The organism is Ectothiorhodospira shaposhnikovii (genome assembly GCF_016584105.1).
Lineage (GTDB): Bacteria > Pseudomonadota > Gammaproteobacteria > Ectothiorhodospirales > Ectothiorhodospiraceae > Ectothiorhodospira > Ectothiorhodospira shaposhnikovii.
In genome coordinates, this window is the sequence record NZ_NRSM01000017.1 from 1 (window position 1) to 14,185 (window position 14,185).

Consider the following 14,185-nt stretch of genomic DNA (forward strand, 5'->3'; position numbering starts at 1 on the left):
CGGTGAGACCCGTAACTGGACGCCGGTGGGTCCGGTGTGGCTCAACCCTGAAATTCAAAATGATCCTCGTGCTTCATTAGAGGCTGCATGACCCGGGTTCCAACCACCTTGACAGCCGCCGAAACACCCTTGCCAAGGACCCCCCAGCATGGCTCCACAGTGGCCGAAGGAACCTGCACAGGTAATCCACACCTGCCAAAGGGCCGCTCATTGCCTGCCTGGCACGCCGCCAAAAATACAATCCCCATTATAAAGACGTGCGGTACATGGCTTCGTCCAACAGACGTTTATCCGCCATGCTGCTCACAGCGGATAAACGCTTATGTGTTAGTTTTATAGGGAAGATATGAGTAACGATTTGACCATAAAAGGTATTCTTTTAGAAAAACTTAATCGATTTTTAAATCCTAATTTCGATACTAAGTTTATATGGTTGTTGTTGACGTCAGGAATAGCCCTTGTAGGTTACCAGAGGGTCATACAGTTAGGCTCAAGTTTAGAGATCATCAAAGAAGATGTGTATATAAAGCTTTCGCTCAATTCGGGCGTCGATAGCATATTTGTAGTTATTGGTTCTTTTATGATCTTGTCTTCAGTTGCTTTTTTTACATTAAAGCAGTTGAGTAATAAGACAAGCCCTTCCAAAATATAAAAAACGCTATCTAAAGCAGCTCCTGATATTCGACCATTGATGGATGATAATCGAAGAATATTTACGGCGTTTGGACCTAATACAAGTGCTGGTAGCACAGATGAACTTCGTCACGATTACGAGGTTTGGGAACAATTAAAGCTTGATCAAATTGTTCCAAATAATGACAGTATATTGAGTATATTAAATAGAGTTAAAAAGCTCGATAAACGTGAAGAGTTAGTTGTTTCTGCAATGAAGTCTCATGTTCAAGCATTTAAGAAGCACTGCGAAGATCCAAACTTCGATTATTCACAAAATCAATTTCCCATCGCTTTTTCAGATTTGATATTGAGCTATTGTTCTCCAGGGAAAAATAACTTAGAAAAGTATAAAGCTTGGATTGTTGAAAAATCCAAGATAAAAAAAGCAAACATAGAGGCTGCTTATATATTTGGTAGCGCCTTATATGGTGCGGAAACTACCGATGTAGATTTACTGATAAAAACAAAAGCAACAAAAATAGAAGATATCAAAGTTGATGCTGACTTCTATGAAGAATTAAAGGAAATGTTTTATCTAGAGCTGGGGCTGAAATTGCATCTAAAAGTGTATTCTGAATTGGAAAAACGCTCGTATGATGCCTTTAAGGCCAAATTAGCTAAGACAGAAAGGATTATTTGAGGTGGGAAGAAATTTATACTACACAATACCCAAGTATCTGGAAAATGCTCTAGATAGGCACACTAAAGTTCGATCTTGGCAACGGATCGATCATCCTAAAAATGATGATGATTTCATTTATCTAATCAAGAGAAATGATGGACTTTCTGATATCACTCTTCATGCATCGGATGAATATTCGTACTCCCTGACAGACTACTTTCAGAAGCCAGCCCAAATTAGTGACGGGGCATTTATTTTGATAGCTAGGCCAGAGGCTGGATATGATGATGTTATCGTTGAAATTGCTCAAAGTGATCAAATAAGCATTGGGAAGTTCAGTGCATTAATGGGAGCTCTTTATATAGAGGAACATTGGAATTATGTGCCGAAAGAGAGAAGAGAAGAAAACTAACCAACCGATCAAGCCGACGCTTGAAAGCGCTTCGATCCTTGCAGGCTGCCTCAGGGGCGCGGCTTATCGGCGGCGTTGTGCTGGGCAATGAACTGCAGAAAGGCATTGAGGACTATTCGATGAGATGGGCATTTGAGGTCGAGCGAACTGGATTGGAACGTCGCAACCTGATCGATCTGGTCGAAAGTCTAGGCTACAAAGCTGTGGAAGTGCCCGGACATCAGATCGTCTTCCGTTCAGACTCGATGGAAGCCTACTCGACCCCAGGGGAAGTCTGGGAGCAAGCCAAGTGCCTTCGCGAGTTGATGGTGAGCGTCACAGAGATTGACAAGGAATTCGCCATCGGAGCGGTTCTAGATATGTCGTCGGAACCGCCCAAAAGGAACATCTTCCTCGAAGTTGAGCCGATTATCATGAAGGTGACGATGGGGAGTCCGACCTTGACTGTTCTTCCCCCATTGGGATTATCTGAGGATCAGCTTGCCGAATGGACGAAGCACAAAGCTGAACAGGAATACCAGTCCACACTAGAGGCACAGAAGGCTAAGCTGGTCCCAGCGTTTCGAGAGCCTCGAGCTGCAAAGCTGCTTCAGCTGCTTAAGCAGAAATCCCATACAGGCGAGTCCTTGTATAAGATCTATGAACTGGCGGAAGGGCATCCGTCCCAAAGGAAGACCTTTCAGAATCAGTTTGGGATATCCGACGTTGACTTCAAGCGTTTCGCGGACGCAGTCCATAACCCCGTGGTGTCGGGCTCACTTGCACGACATGCGTACGAAGACACGCCTAAGACACCAAACCCCATGTCGATGAGAGAGGCGCAGTCATTCGCGGTCGGGTTGGCGATGCGTTGGCTGGCGTCCGTGAGGGGTTGATCTGCACGGCGGCGATCCGTTGCACGGCAAACTCACGTTATCGCACAACAAAGTGCTGCACGGCGGACTGGCTCCAGCTTCGCTTCCGCCAGCCGGTGAGCACAACGTTATGTGTCCCCGAGCCTATTAGGGAGCTATTGTGTCTATAGATAAGCCTGACTTTGACTCCGTTACTGAGGAAGACCTTCAGGAACTTGTCGACTCGCAAGTGCCCGAAGGTGTTCGTGTGGAGTATAAGCTAAAAAATTACGGAAACTCTGATTCGGATAAAAGAGAGCTGCTAAAAGATGTAAGTGCTTTTGCCAACTCCCATGGTGGGCATCTAATAATTGGTGTGCGGGAGAGCGAAGGGGCGGCAGCTGAGGTAACGGGCGTTGATATTGATGCTGACGCAGAACTCTTGAGGATGGAGCAGATGGTCAGGAATGCGATAGAGCCATCCATATCAGGAATAAGAATGAGAGCTGTGCCTTTATCTAATGGCAACAAGGTTCTTGTGCTCAGAATCCCAAGAAGCTGGAACCCACCACATCGAGTTACTGCACAAGGGAAGAATAAATTTTTTCTCCGTCACTCTGCTGGAGTTCATGAGCCAAGTATTGAGGAGCTGAGAGCATTGTTTAACCAATCCGCGGTGGCTTTGGAGAAAGCGAGGCAATTCCGAGACGATAGAATCGAAGCCGCAATTCGAGGAGAAGGACAGAGGCCGCTTGAAGATGGAGGTCGCCTTTTCGTTCATATCGTTTCCACAGCCGCTTTTTCTGGGATGGTCAGCCTTGACGTAGAGGCCATCCACCAGAAACACCAGAATTTTTCGCTACTGGGCGCATCAGGAATGTCACCTCGCTTCAACTTTCATGGATTTATCAATGAGAGAGGCGGAGACAAAAACCATGGATACACTCAGATCTTTAGGGTCGGCGCTCTTGAAGCGACTATGGCTGGTATTGCGCGAGAGCATGAGGGGAGGAAAGTTATAACCGGCCTGGGCGTTGAAGGATATATCTTTAAGAATTTAACCTCCTATATCAACGGTTTGAAGGAACTTGGTGTTCCTACCCCACTAGTTGTCATGTTTACGTTGGAAGGTGTTTCCGGCGCAAAGTACGCCGTCCTTTCCCGGAGATTTTTCGACGAGGATGTGCCGCTCACCGACGACATGTTGCGGTTGCCGGAGTGCATAGTTGAGGAGTATGGGTCAGACCTCGATTACCATAAAGCTGTACGACCAGCATTCGACACTTTGTGGAATGCAATTGGCTTCGCGAAATCCCAATTTTTTGACGAAGAAGGGAGATGGGTGGGAGAAGACAGGTAATACCTTCTGCACATAACGAATAAGGTTAGATCGTGAGAGCGAAGCGAACCACGATCTAACCTTATTCGTTGGGGCAGGAATACGGAATTTTATTAGCATACCGTTTGATGCCATCAAGAGAAAAATTAAGCAGAAAAATTCGGAAAATCATGCTATTCAATGACACAAAAACTTCGCTGGATCAACTCCGTTATCCAGCGAAGTTTTTGTGTCATTGATGAGCCCTCATTTTTCTGCCGTTGCGGATCTTGATGGCGCTACCTCGGCTCCAGGCTGCGCGGGCTTTGAGCCACTTATGATAGCCCCAACAACTCGCAAGAGCAGATCTTGGCTGCGCTGCGCTCCGCCAAGACTGCTCAGCTTTATTCGTTACAACTTCACTTCTTCCGCTTGATATCGCGGTAAAAGTTTTCGTGTAACCCCAGGGCCATCAGCTCAAGAACAAGGGCGCCATCATCAAAGCTGTAGCCTAGCAACGTCAGTTGCTTCTTCATTTTAAACTTGTGGACCCGCAGAAAGGCCAGATCCCCTTTCTTCCGTTCACCAATGTTGGGATTGGCCATCAGATCCTTAACGGCCAAATCAAGGTCCTTTTTCTGGTCTGGATTGAGCTTCTTTACCGCTTTCCGGAATGTAGGGGTCTGTAATACAGTAGTGGCCTTAGCCAAAATCGTAGGCCTCCAGCTTTCCGGCGTCCCGTTCTGCCTGCGCGATGATGGCTTGCCTGACAAACTCGTAGGGTAAATCCGGGTTGTCTTCCATCATCTCGCCGATTTTTGCCCAGTGCTCTATTTGCTTTGGAGGGGTTCTATTGAGCGCTTTGGCTATAATAGTTGCTTTTTCAATAAGGTTTTGGTCTAAGCGAATGCTGTTGGTAGCCATATTTGCCTCCTGTGGTGGGTATTCTGAATTGTAGCAATATGCCACATTTGAAGCGAGTTGCAACAATGCGCTGTTGTCGGGCTGCTTTTCCGCTGGCGCTACAAAGCAGCCGCAAAGCGCGACGTTAGCCCGAAGGTCGGAAAGGGCTAATCGGGTAAGGGCGGGTGTTTAGCCCGCCCTCCCCACACCACCTGGCATGCGGGTCCGTGCCAGGCGGTTCATAAGAAGGGAACACACGACGATTTCAGGCATAACCATGGAGGATGCGGACATATTTAGTCAGCGTCTGGAGCCGGTTTGTCCACAGTGTGGACATCACAGGTACTCCTACAACCGTCGATATTCACGTAAATGGGGCGTTTCTCTGCACCCCCACCAACAGAGGATGTTCCCCGACGTGAGGTTCAGCACAGCTTTAATGATCTTGGGTCTCGTCTGCGCAATCCCCGTGGCGCAGGCGAGTTCGGCCGTGCCCTGGGTGGCTCAGGGGTCGGTACAGAATGTGCTGGATCTGGGAGATGGTCGTCTCGCCCATGTGGGCAATTTCCAGCGGCGCGGCCTGCTAACGGGACCGTTGGTGCAGATCGAGGCAGGTGAGATCACCGCCGCTTTCCCTGAGCTGGTGGGTACGATTCACCACATTCAGCCGGATCCCCGGGGTGGCTTCTATGTGGGGGGCGAATTTGTCGTCGATGCGGAAAGCACTTGGCAAAATCTGGTGCGCGTCGACGCCGGCGGGCGTCTTGATCCGCACTGGAATCCCAACCCGAATGGTGCGGTATACGCAATTGAGGTCAACGAGGCCGGTGTGTTTGTCGGTGGCAGCTTCCAGACCATTGCCGGTGAATCACGCGGCGCGGTGGCCCGGTTTTCACCGGACGGGACCCTGGATGACTAGTCCATCGAACTACGTGGCGTGACCCACCTCCTGACGATGGACGACAGCGTCCTCATCGGCGGGCACTTTCAGTCCGTGGGCCTGACCCGGGGTTCGGGGGGGCTGATCGGCGTCAGTCTGGACCAACCCGCACGGATCACCTGGCGTTCCGGCCTGACCTATTTGCCCGCGCTGGGCAGCGTTGTGCTTACCGAGGATCGTGTGATTCTCTGTGGTGGCTTTGATTCGCTGCTGGGATCCGGGCAGCAGAGTCATACCCGCCAGGGCCTGGCCGCTCTGGACCGCGAATCGCGCGAGGTTCTCGACTTGCGGGTCGGTCTCGGCGATCAGGAATCCATTCACCATGATGCGCGAGAAGCCCCCGGCTTTAGCCGTGGGGAGGGATAGCGCTCGCCGAAGGCGGCTTTTGTTATAGTATTTTTCATTGCGAAGTAGGCCCTGGAGACCTTGAGTTGACTGATGCCGCCAAAACCATCATCAAGACCCTGAGCATGCGGGTGAAAGACCGGCATGCCAAGGTGCTTGATCGCATGGCGTTCGAGGTCAATCAGGTTTGGAATCTGGCCAATGAAATGGCCTATGAAGCTTGGTATGTTCCCGTGCCCGAAGCAGGCTGGATTCAGGGGGTATGGTTGCATCCCTTTGACATCCAGAAAGCATTGGCCGGCATCAACAAGGCCCGTGGATGGCTGATTGGTTCGGCCACGATCCAGGAAGTGATCGCGGTCCGCGGCAAGTCTCGAAAACAGTTCAAAAAAAGCAAACTACGCTGGCGGGTATCCGGAGGCCCTCGTCGCAGTCTGGGCTGGATTCCGTTCAAGTCCCGTGCCGCGCGGTTTGAAGGCGGCAAGGTGCGTTTTGCCGGGGAAAGTTTTGGGGTATGGGACAGCTACGGGCTTGAAAACTTTAAATTCCGTGCGGGGAGTTTTTCCCAGGATGCCCGAGGCCGTTGGTACTTTCATGTGCAGGTGGAGGTTGCTGCTCAGGAAAAATCGGAAGGCTCCAGTGCGGTAGGCATTGATCTTGGACTCAAGGACGTGGCCACCTGCTCGGATGGCGAGCGTTTATCGGCCTCGCAGCCCTATCGAACTTTGGAAGAAAAGCTGGGCATTGCACAACGGGCCGGAAAGAAAAAACGGATCAAGGCCATCCACGCAAAAATCAAACACCGGCGCAAGGACGCCATCCATAAATTCAGCACCATGCTGGTGGAACGTCATGGTGCCATCTTCGTCGGTAACGTGAGCAGTTTCAGTCTGGCTAAAACCCGCATGGCAAAGTCCGTGCTGGATGCCGGATGGGGAATGCTCAAGGTCCGGCTACCTGAAGAGACTGAGCAGCGCCAGTCCCTGTCCCTGTTGCGAAAGGAAGGGGAAAGCATCCATCTGGAATTGACCGACGACCAGCTTCACTGGCAGGGAGCCTTGCTTCTGGAGAACGTCAATCTCGCCCAGATGCTGGGGGTGCCTGGGCGCGAGACTATGTGCTGGCTCTACGGCAGCGGTCGCGCGCAGCCGGACGTGCCGGAAAAAGCCAATATTGACCCCGCCTGGCGGAATTTGGACCATGCCACCTCCTGGCAACACTTCGTCCAGCGCACCCACAACGGCCTGATGAGCAAGGAAGTCTGGTCCCTCTCGGCGGAACAGGGCCTGTTCCGACTGAAACTCAATGACACGGAAGTGGCCCGTTACGACAGCGAAACCGGGCAGTGCTACAGCCTGTACCTGAAAGAGCGCAGCGCGGGGGTGGAACCGTTGCCCGGAATGCAGGATTAACCTTGCCGCACCCGGTTCAGAGGGAACCGACCGGGAACCTGGAGTCTATTCGTGAGGGAATGGACTCCCCCGTGGACGGCTTACACTACGCTTCGCTCCGTTGTAGCCGCTGGTTATTGATGAGTTACGTTCCCGGCAGCGCTGAGACCAGGCCGAGATAATCAACAAAAGGAATGAAATCGCGGTCAGTGAAAAGCAAGGGCAACTTCTGCTCAATGCAGTAGGTCGCAATAATCACGTCCGTAGTTTTTCGGATAGTTATTCCTTTTTTGCGCAGTGCCCGGTAATTCTCTGCGCACTTCTCGGGCATGTCTTTTCCAAACATTTCAAGCTGGTCCAGCGTCATTAGGCTTTGTTTGGTCGTGCGGTATTCCCGGTCGTCCCGGATTCCCTGAAGAATTTCCAGAAATATCAAATCCCCCATGGCAACGACGCCCTCAACAATAGCAGCGTCAAGAGCATCGGTGTGCCGGCTCTGAGTGCCGTTAAGGTAGTCGATCCAGACACTGGTATCGACCAATATCATTTGCCGCCTCGCATTTCGTCAAGGTCGCCTTCCCACTTGATTCGACCTCGGAGCTTGCGAATTTCCTGCTGCTGGCTACGTCGCACCAGAAGCTTAAGCCCTTGTTCTAAAACTTCTCTTTTAGTGCTCAGGCCAGAGGCTTTAAGGGCATCCATCATTAGCTTGTCATCTATAACAATGTTGGTTCTCATAAATCACCTATGTGTATTAATATCTGCTATATACACACCCTATCATAGGCAAAGAAACATAACAATCGGATCCACAGCGAGTTCGAACGCCGCTATCCTGCGCAGCATCAATCCTTCCTGCACTGGATCGGTTTTTCGGGTGATGAAATCCGGGCGCGAGAGTGACAGCGATAGCACGCCGCGCAAAGCGCGGCGTACGGGCCAGTTGGAAGTCCTGGCATGGCATTGGCCGAGGATCAGGAAGATGGGGCGGTATTCGAGGAACGGGTTTACCGGCCGATAAACCCGTGCAATTTCACGCCCGGTTCACCACCGGATTGAGCCGCTGCAGCATGCCCTTGAATACCTTGGGGCCGGCGGCCACCACGTTGCCGGTGGCCAGATAGTCGGGGCCGCCCTTGAGGTCGCTCACCAGGCCGCCGGCTTCCTGTACCATCAGTACGCCGGCCGCCATGTCCCATTCACGCAGGCCGATTTCCCAGAAACCATCCAGTCGGCCGGCGGCCACATAGGCCAGATCCAGTGAAGCCGCCCCGGCGCGACGCACGCCGGCGGTGCCAGGCAGCAGGACGCTCAGGGTGCGCAGGTAGTAGTCCAGGTTCTGGTCTTCCCGGAAGGGGATGCCGGTGCCCAGCAGGACGCCGGTCATGTCCCGGGGCTGGGTCACGCGAATGCGCCGGTTGTTGAGGGTGGCGCCGGCGCCGCGGCTGGCGGCGAACAGTTCTTCCTTGACCGGGTCGTAAACCACCCCGTGTTCCAGGCGTCCCTTCTGCTTGAGGGCGATGGAGACCGCGTACTGGGGGATGCCGTGGAGGTAGTTGGTGGTGCCGTCCAGGGGGTCGATCACCCACTGGAACTCCTCGTGGCTGCCCTGGGTGCCGCTTTCTTCCGCCAGAATGGCGTGACCGGGGTAGGCCCGGTGGATCACGCGTATAATCTCCCGTTCCGCCATGCGATCCACTTCGGTCACGAAGTCGTTGGGCTGCTTGTCCTGAATGGTGACGGTATCGAGCCGGTCCGCATGGCGTACGATGACCTGTCCCGCGGCGCGGGCCGCCTTGACGGCGATATTGAGCAAGGGATGCATGGAAGACTTCCGGGATGAGCTGGGAAACAGGACCGCGACCGTGCAGGCCGCGGGGAGATCAAAGAAGATACATAGCCATAGATGATAACTGAACCCATGAAATTACTGAATCCGGTCCGGATCGTGCTCGTCAATACCTCCCACCCGGGCAATGTGGGCGGGGTGGCCCGGGCGATGAAGAACATGGGCCTGTCGGATCTCCGTCTGGTGGCCCCCCAGGACTATCCCAGCGCCGAGGCCACGGCCCGGGCTTCCGGAGCCGATGACCTGCTGGCCCAGGCCCAGGTGCTGGATGATCTGGACGAGGCCCTGGCGGGCAGTCGACTGGTGCTGGGCACCAGTGCCCGCCAGCGCACCTTGCGCTGGCCCGAGCTAGATCCCAGGCAGGCGGCGGCCAGGCTGCTGGATGCCGCCAGGACCGGGCCGGTGGCCGTGCTGTTCGGGCGCGAGCGGACCGGCCTGACCAATGAGGAACTGGATCGCTGTCAGGCCCTGATCCATATCCCTTCCAATCCCGAATACAGCTCTCTAAATCTGGCGGCCGCCGTGCAGGTGCTCAGCTATGAGTTGCGCATGGCCGCCTTGGAGCATGCGCCCGCGGCGGTCCCGACGCCCACCGGCGGGGAGCTGCCCGCCAGTCACGAGGAACTGGAGCGGCTGTATGCCCATCTGGAGGAGACGCTGCTGTTGCTGGAGTTTCTGGATCCGGACAATCCCAGGCACCTGATGCGGCGCCTGCGGCGCCTGTTTGCCAAGGCCGATCCCACCATCAACGAGGTGAACATCCTGCGGGGCATCCTGACCCAGGCGGCAAAAGGCCCACCGGAATACTCTGGCAAGCCCTGAAGATCGGGGTACAATGACCCCAAAAAGACCCATGCCGGCCTCCAGCCCACGGGCCGGCCATCAGGACCATCCATGTTCCAACGCCTGCGCGACGATATTCGCTGTGTCTTCGACCGGGACCCGGCTGCCCGGCATACCTTCGAAGTACTCACCACCTATCCGGGGCTGCATGCCCTGCTGCTGCACCGCCTGAGCCATGGGCTCTGGCGCCTGCGCCTGTGCTGGCTGGCCCGCTATCTGGCCTTCCTCGGGCGCTGGCTGACCGGGATCGAGATTCATCCGGGGGCCACCATCGGCCACCGTTTCTTTATCGACCACGGCATGGGGGTGGTGATCGGCGAGACCGCCGAGATCGGTGACGACTGCACCCTCTACCACGGTGTAACCCTGGGTGGAACCTCATGGGGGAAGGGCAAGCGCCACCCCACCCTGGAGAACAACGTGGTGGTGGGGGCGGGGGCCAAGATCCTGGGTCCCATCCGTATTGGTGAAGGGGCCCGGGTCGGCTCCAACGCCGTGGTGCTGCGGGACGTACCCCCCGGTGCCACGGTGGTTGGTATTCCCGGGCGCATCATCACGCCCAGAAGTGATGAGGACAGACGTCGGGAGGACATGGCGCTGAAAATGGGCTTTGATGCCTACGGCACCACCCAGGACATGCCGGACCCGGTGGCCACCGCCATCACCCGCATCCTCGATCATCTGCACACCCTGGATCAGCGTATGGATGAAAACTGCCATGCCCTGAAGGCACTGGGGGCGCACGTGGATGATTCGCAGATCCAGGAAATCCAGGCGGATGAACTGGGGGATCTGGCCGGCCCGTCCACTCCGGCCCAGGAGGCCGACGAGTCACGGCGGGGCGTTAATACTTGACCAAAAAGATAAGGTATTGTTAGCATACCCGGACGGATCATACGGGAGAGAGGCAATGAGACTGACTACGAAGGGGCGCTATGCCGTGACGGCAATGCTGGATCTGGCGATCCACAATGACCAGGGGCCGATTTCCCTGGCGGATATCTCAGGGCGACAGGGTATCTCACTATCCTATCTGGAACAACTTTTTGCGCGCCTGAGAAAGCGCGGCCTCGTGGTCAGTACCCGCGGTCCCGGTGGGGGTTACACCCTGAGCAGGCCGGCGGATGAGCTGGCCATTGCCGATGTCATCTCGGCAGTGGACGAGAAAGTGGATACCACCCGTTGCGGCGGCACCGTGGACTGCCAGGACAGCCATCGCTGTCTCACCCATGATCTGTGGTCCGATCTCAGTGCCCAGATCCATAATTTTCTCGCCAACATCACCCTGGCCGACGTCATGCGGCGTAACGGCGTTCAGGAAGTGGCCGCCCGCCAGGACGGCATCATGTCCCGCCAGTCCCCCGCCCTCCGCAGTGGCGCCGGTGCCGGGCTTGCGCCCCAGTCGGTGGAATGAACAGGTCCAGGAGTGAAACCGTGAGCGAAAACAATCGACCCATCTACCTGGACTATGCCGCCACCACGCCGGTGGATGAGCGGGTGGCGGAAAAGATGGCCCGCCATCTCACCATCGACGGTCTGTTCGGCAATCCCGCGTCCCGTTCCCATCCCTTCGGCTGGGAAGCGGAAAAGGCCGTGGAGGAAGCCCGTGAACAGGTGGCCGCCCTGGTGGGTGCCGACCCCCGGGAGATCGTCTGGACCAGCGGCGCCACCGAGGCGGACAACCTGGCCATCAAGGGCGCGGCTCATTTCTATCAGAAGAAGGGACGCCATATCGTCACCATGAAGACGGAGCACAAGGCCGTCCTGGATACCTGTCGCCAGCTGGAGCGGGAAGGCTTTGAGGTGACCTACCTGGACCCGGAGCCCAACGGCCTGCTCGACCTGGGCCGGCTTGAGGCCGCCCTGCGGGATGACACCGTGCTGGTGTCCGTGATGCACGTGAACAACGAGATCGGCGTGATCCAGGACATCGAGGCCATCGGCGATCTCACCCGTGCCCGCGGCATCCTCTATCACGTGGATGCGGCCCAGTCCACCGGCAAGGTGGACATTGATCTGGCAACACTCCCCGTTGATCTCATGAGTTTTTCCGCCCACAAGAGCTACGGCCCCAAGGGCGTGGGTGCCCTCTATGTGCGCCGCAAGCCCCGGGTGCGGATTGAAGCCCAGATGCACGGCGGTGGCCATGAGCGGGGCATGCGCTCCGGCACCCTCGCTCCCCATCAGATCGTCGGCATGGGCGAGGCTTTTCGCATCGCCCGCGAGGAGATGGCCCAGGAAAACCAGCGTCTGCGCATGCTGCGAGACCGTCTCTGGGCGGGCCTGTCGGATATGGAAGAGGTCTATCTCAACGGCGATGCCGAGCGCCGGGTGGCGGGCAGCCTCAATGTCTCCTTCAATTTCGTCGAGGGCGAGAGCCTGATCATGGCGCTCAAGGATATCGCCGTGTCTTCCGGCTCCGCCTGCACCAGTGCCAGCCTGGAGCCTTCCTATGTGTTGCGCGCCCTGGGGCGGGATGATGAGCTGGCCCACAGTTCCATCCGGTTTTCCGTTGGCCGCTATACCACCACGGAAGACATCGATCGCACCATTGTTCTGGTACGCGGGGCGGTACAGAAGCTGCGCGAACTCTCCCCGCTCTGGGAGATGTATCAGGAAGGCGTGGATCTGAAATCGGTAGCCTGGGTCGCCCATTGATCCATGCAGGTCCTGCTCCGCGGCGGGGACGTGAAGCTTTTTTATTCTGAAGTTGGAGAGGTAACCGTAAATGGCCTACAGCGACAAAGTCATCGATCACTATGAAAATCCCCGCAACGTGGGTTCCCTGGACAAGGCGGATCCCCATGTGGGGACCGGCATGGTGGGGGCACCGGCCTGCGGGGATGTGATGAAGCTGCAGATCCGCGTCAACGACGCCGGCGTCATCGAGGAGGCCATGTTCAAGACCTATGGCTGCGGTTCCGCCATTGCCAGTTCCAGCCTGCTGACCGAGTGGGTCAAGGGCAAGACCCTGGAAGAGGCCGCGGCCATCAAGAACACCGAGATTGCCGAGGAACTGGCCCTGCCGCCGGTGAAGATCCATTGTTCGGTGCTGGCCGAGGATGCCATCAAGGCCGCCATTGCCGACTATCGCAAGAAATCCGGCGCGATCGACGCTGAAACCGCCTAGAGAAGGAGAGCAAGAGTCATGGCCGTCACATTGAGCGACACCGCCGCCGACCGGGTGCGCAACTTTCTGGAAAAACGGGGCAAGGGCATCGGTCTGCGCCTGGGCGTGAAGACCACCGGCTGCTCCGGCATGGCCTATGTCATGGAGTTTGTGGATGAACTGGACGAGGGCGACACCGTCTTTGAAGACAAGGGTGTGAAGGTGGTGATCAACCCCCGCAGCCTGGTCTATCTGGACGGCACCGAGCTGGACTACACCCGTGAAGGCCTCAACGAGGGTTTCCGGTTCAAGAACCCCAACGAAAACTCCCGCTGCGGTTGCGGAGAGAGCTTCAATGTCTGAGCAGGGGGCGCCCCCCGGTCCGTTGCTGGATTTCGGGCGTGACTACTTTGCCCTGCTGGGCCTGCCGAGGCAGTTTCGCATCGATCGGGAGGCCCTGTCCCGGGCCTATCGCACCTTGCAGACCGAGCTGCACCCTGACCGCTTTGCCAAGGCACCGGAGGCCCAGCGCCGTCTGGCGGTGCAGGGGGCGTCCCATGTGAACGAGGCCTATGCCACCCTCAGGGACGACACCCGACGGGCGCGCTATCTGCTCGGTCTGCGGGGTGTGGATGTGGATGATGACCGGGCCACCGCCACCGATCCTGACTTTCTCATGGACCAGATGGCGCTCCGCGAGGCCCTTGAGGCCGTGCCGGACGCCGCCGATCCCTTTGCCGCCTTGGATCAGGCGGCGACGGACATCGATGATCGTCACGATGCCCTGATCAGGGCCTTCGAGGCGGCCTGGGCCGCCGATGATCTGGAGCAGGCGCGGGAGCAGGTCCTCAAGCTGCGGTTCTTCAATCGTCTGCGTGATGAGCTGGAGCGTATCCGCGAGCGTCTGGAAGACGACCTGCCCTGAACCGGGGTATTCCCCAGAAA

The 14,185-nt window shown here is 56.1% G+C and carries 19 protein-coding genes; 14 read left to right on the top strand and 5 right to left on the bottom strand.

All coding sequences use genetic code 11. The features are described 5' to 3' along the window. Positions 1–691: 691 nt before the first annotated feature. The 4 genes from CKO35_RS10720 (at position 692) to CKO35_RS10735 (ending at position 3,902) form a co-directional block, all read left to right on the top strand. Complete coding sequence (locus CKO35_RS10720) at positions 692–1,315, top strand: nucleotidyltransferase domain-containing protein (RefSeq protein ID WP_200175838.1); 624 nt, start codon at positions 692–694, stop codon at positions 1,313–1,315. A 1-nt stretch (position 1,316) separates the two neighbouring features. Beyond that, positions 1,317–1,709, top strand: coding sequence for a hypothetical protein (locus CKO35_RS10725; RefSeq protein WP_200175840.1), 393 nt, complete (start codon positions 1,317–1,319; stop codon positions 1,707–1,709). A 38-nt stretch (positions 1,710–1,747) separates the two neighbouring features. Continuing rightward, positions 1,748–2,584 (top strand): hypothetical protein, encoded by an 837-nt coding sequence (locus tag CKO35_RS10730; protein WP_200175842.1) that lies wholly within the window; start codon positions 1,748–1,750, stop codon positions 2,582–2,584. Positions 2,585–2,723: 139 nt separating this feature from the next. Next, positions 2,724–3,902: an RNA-binding domain-containing protein gene (locus CKO35_RS10735; RefSeq protein ID WP_200175844.1), complete on the top strand. Its 1,179-nt coding sequence runs from the start codon at positions 2,724–2,726 to the stop codon at positions 3,900–3,902. 377 nt (positions 3,903–4,279) lie between these two features. On the opposite strand, the gene CKO35_RS10740 is transcribed toward CKO35_RS10735, so the two are convergent. Then, positions 4,280–4,570 (bottom strand): type II toxin-antitoxin system RelE/ParE family toxin, encoded by a 291-nt coding sequence (locus CKO35_RS10740; protein WP_200175846.1) that lies wholly within the window; start codon positions 4,568–4,570, stop codon positions 4,280–4,282. Further along, the gene (locus tag CKO35_RS10745) at positions 4,563–4,784 is read right to left on the bottom strand and encodes a TA system antitoxin ParD family protein (protein ID WP_007113097.1); all 222 of its coding nucleotides are present in this window, start codon (positions 4,782–4,784) and stop codon (positions 4,563–4,565) included. The genes CKO35_RS10740 and CKO35_RS10745 overlap by 8 nt, the downstream gene beginning before the upstream one ends. Before the next feature lie 418 nt (positions 4,785–5,202). Here CKO35_RS10745 and CKO35_RS10750 point away from each other — a divergent pair, with 418 nt between their 5' ends. The 3 genes from CKO35_RS10750 to CKO35_RS17980 all read left to right on the top strand — a co-directional run bounded on the left by CKO35_RS10750 (position 5,203) and on the right by CKO35_RS17980 (position 7,460). Continuing rightward, entirely contained in the window at positions 5,203–5,682 is a 480-nt protein-coding gene (locus tag CKO35_RS10750) for a delta-60 repeat domain-containing protein (protein ID WP_200175852.1), read from the top strand. Positions 5,683–5,700: 18 nt separating this feature from the next. Further along, positions 5,701–6,069: a hypothetical protein gene (locus tag CKO35_RS10755; RefSeq protein ID WP_200175854.1), complete on the top strand. Its 369-nt coding sequence runs from the start codon at positions 5,701–5,703 to the stop codon at positions 6,067–6,069. 65 nt (positions 6,070–6,134) lie between these two features. Beyond that, complete coding sequence (locus CKO35_RS17980; protein WP_242467143.1) at positions 6,135–7,460, top strand: RNA-guided endonuclease InsQ/TnpB family protein; 1,326 nt, start codon at positions 6,135–6,137, stop codon at positions 7,458–7,460. Between the two features lie 124 nt (positions 7,461–7,584). On the opposite strand, the gene vapC is transcribed toward CKO35_RS17980, so the two are convergent. The 3 genes from vapC to CKO35_RS10775 all read right to left on the bottom strand — a co-directional run bounded on the left by vapC (position 7,585) and on the right by CKO35_RS10775 (position 9,264). Further along, positions 7,585–7,986 (bottom strand): type II toxin-antitoxin system VapC family toxin, encoded by a 402-nt coding sequence (vapC, locus tag CKO35_RS10765; RefSeq protein WP_200175855.1) that lies wholly within the window; start codon positions 7,984–7,986, stop codon positions 7,585–7,587. After that, complete coding sequence (locus CKO35_RS10770) at positions 7,983–8,177, bottom strand: type II toxin-antitoxin system VapB family antitoxin (protein WP_200175857.1); 195 nt, start codon at positions 8,175–8,177, stop codon at positions 7,983–7,985. Before CKO35_RS10770 ends, vapC begins: the two co-directional genes overlap by 4 nt. Positions 8,178–8,472: 295 nt before the next feature. Continuing rightward, a complete protein-coding gene (locus CKO35_RS10775; RefSeq protein WP_200175859.1) occupies positions 8,473–9,264 on the bottom strand; it encodes an inositol monophosphatase family protein in 792 nt (263 codons plus the stop codon). A 96-nt stretch (positions 9,265–9,360) separates the two neighbouring features. Here CKO35_RS10775 and CKO35_RS10780 point away from each other — a divergent pair, with 96 nt between their 5' ends. The 7 genes from CKO35_RS10780 (at position 9,361) to hscB (ending at position 14,165) form a co-directional block, all read left to right on the top strand. Continuing rightward, a complete protein-coding gene (locus CKO35_RS10780) occupies positions 9,361–10,110 on the top strand; it encodes an RNA methyltransferase (protein ID WP_200175861.1) in 750 nt (249 codons plus the stop codon). A 72-nt stretch (positions 10,111–10,182) separates the two neighbouring features. Beyond that, on the top strand, positions 10,183–10,986 hold the full coding sequence (gene cysE / locus CKO35_RS10785) for a serine O-acetyltransferase (protein ID WP_200175862.1): 804 nt from the start codon (positions 10,183–10,185) through the stop codon (positions 10,984–10,986). A 55-nt stretch (positions 10,987–11,041) separates the two neighbouring features. Then, a complete protein-coding gene (gene iscR / locus CKO35_RS10790; RefSeq protein WP_200175864.1) occupies positions 11,042–11,545 on the top strand; it encodes a Fe-S cluster assembly transcriptional regulator IscR in 504 nt (167 codons plus the stop codon). Continuing rightward, positions 11,542–12,789, top strand: coding sequence for an IscS subfamily cysteine desulfurase (locus tag CKO35_RS10795; RefSeq protein ID WP_200175866.1), 1,248 nt, complete (start codon positions 11,542–11,544; stop codon positions 12,787–12,789). The genes iscR and CKO35_RS10795 overlap by 4 nt, the downstream gene beginning before the upstream one ends. A 70-nt stretch (positions 12,790–12,859) precedes the next feature. Then, complete coding sequence (gene iscU / locus CKO35_RS10800) at positions 12,860–13,261, top strand: Fe-S cluster assembly scaffold IscU (RefSeq protein ID WP_200175868.1); 402 nt, start codon at positions 12,860–12,862, stop codon at positions 13,259–13,261. A gap of 18 nt (positions 13,262–13,279) precedes the next feature. Further along, complete coding sequence (gene iscA, locus CKO35_RS10805) at positions 13,280–13,603, top strand: iron-sulfur cluster assembly protein IscA (RefSeq protein WP_200175873.1); 324 nt, start codon at positions 13,280–13,282, stop codon at positions 13,601–13,603. After that, positions 13,596–14,165, top strand: coding sequence for a Fe-S protein assembly co-chaperone HscB (hscB, locus tag CKO35_RS10810; RefSeq protein ID WP_200175875.1), 570 nt, complete (start codon positions 13,596–13,598; stop codon positions 14,163–14,165). The genes iscA and hscB overlap by 8 nt, the downstream gene beginning before the upstream one ends. The last annotated feature ends 20 nt before the right edge of the window (positions 14,166–14,185 follow it).

Excerpts from the sequence above, each read along its gene's own strand:
- CKO35_RS10745 (WP_007113097.1), bottom strand. The coding sequence starts at position 4,784 with ATGGCTACCAACAGCATTCGCTTAGACCAAAACCTTATTGAAAAAGCA.
- iscU (WP_200175868.1), top strand. The coding sequence starts at position 12,860 with ATGGCCTACAGCGACAAAGTCATCGATCACTATGAAAATCCCCGCAAC.
- cysE (WP_200175862.1), top strand. The coding sequence starts at position 10,183 with ATGTTCCAACGCCTGCGCGACGATATTCGCTGTGTCTTCGACCGGGAC.
- CKO35_RS10770 (WP_200175857.1), bottom strand. The coding sequence starts at position 8,177 with ATGAGAACCAACATTGTTATAGATGACAAGCTAATGATGGATGCCCTT.
- iscR (WP_200175864.1), top strand. The coding sequence starts at position 11,042 with ATGAGACTGACTACGAAGGGGCGCTATGCCGTGACGGCAATGCTGGAT.
- vapC (WP_200175855.1), bottom strand. The coding sequence starts at position 7,986 with ATGATATTGGTCGATACCAGTGTCTGGATCGACTACCTTAACGGCACT.
- hscB (WP_200175875.1), top strand. The coding sequence starts at position 13,596 with ATGTCTGAGCAGGGGGCGCCCCCCGGTCCGTTGCTGGATTTCGGGCGT.
- iscA (WP_200175873.1), top strand. The coding sequence starts at position 13,280 with ATGGCCGTCACATTGAGCGACACCGCCGCCGACCGGGTGCGCAACTTT.
- CKO35_RS10780 (WP_200175861.1), top strand. The coding sequence starts at position 9,361 with ATGAAATTACTGAATCCGGTCCGGATCGTGCTCGTCAATACCTCCCAC.
- CKO35_RS10720 (WP_200175838.1), top strand. The coding sequence starts at position 692 with ATGGATGATAATCGAAGAATATTTACGGCGTTTGGACCTAATACAAGT.
- CKO35_RS10750 (WP_200175852.1), top strand. The coding sequence starts at position 5,203 with ATGATCTTGGGTCTCGTCTGCGCAATCCCCGTGGCGCAGGCGAGTTCG.
- CKO35_RS10795 (WP_200175866.1), top strand. The coding sequence starts at position 11,542 with ATGAACAGGTCCAGGAGTGAAACCGTGAGCGAAAACAATCGACCCATC.
- CKO35_RS10775 (WP_200175859.1), bottom strand. The coding sequence starts at position 9,264 with ATGCATCCCTTGCTCAATATCGCCGTCAAGGCGGCCCGCGCCGCGGGA.